1 protein-coding gene is annotated in these 604 nt (G+C 68.5%); it reads left to right on the top strand.

What is annotated here, in order from left to right; all coding sequences use genetic code 11:
• Positions 1–531 (top strand): OmpA family protein (locus AC3A57_RS22915; RefSeq protein WP_487581011.1); only part of this gene is annotated, 531 nt, incomplete at its 5' end.
• Positions 532–604: the final 73 nt, after the last annotated feature.

Genomic DNA, 604 nt, shown 5'->3' with positions numbered 1-604 from the left:
TCGGTCGGCATCATCGTCCCGCTGGGTCCGGAGCCGGTCGCTGCGGTCGCTCCGGCTCCGGTGGTGGAGCCGGGCTGCGCCGACAAGGACGACGACGGCGACGGCGTGAACAACTGCGACGACAAGTGCCCGGGTTCGCAGGCTGGCCAGACCATCGGTCCGGACGGCTGCCCGGTGCCGGTCACCATCGACCTGAAGGGCGTGAACTTCGACTTCGACAAGTCGACCCTGCGTCCGGACGCGGTGGCGATCCTCAACGAGGCCGTCGAAATCCTGAAGCGCTACCCCGACCTGAAGGTCGAAGTGGCCGGCCACACCGACCTGTGCGGTAAGGACGACTACAACCAGAAGCTGTCGGAGCGTCGCGCCAAGGCCGCTTACGACTACCTGACCAGCAACGGCGTCGACGCCGCTCGCCTCCAGGGTCCGGTCGGCTACGGCGAGAGCCGTCCGCTGGAATCGACCCCGCAGACCTTCCCGGCCTGCAAGAGCGAGGTCAACCGTCGTACCGAGCTGAACGTCCAGAACTAAGCCTCTGGAACGGCGCGGGCTCCGGCCCGCGCACGGCAGCACCCACGAAGCCCGGCCTCGCGCCGGGCTTCGT

This window comes from Lysobacter sp. Soil_C_15, assembly GCF_057657315.1.
This window is presented reverse-complemented; position numbering and strand designations above follow the sequence as displayed.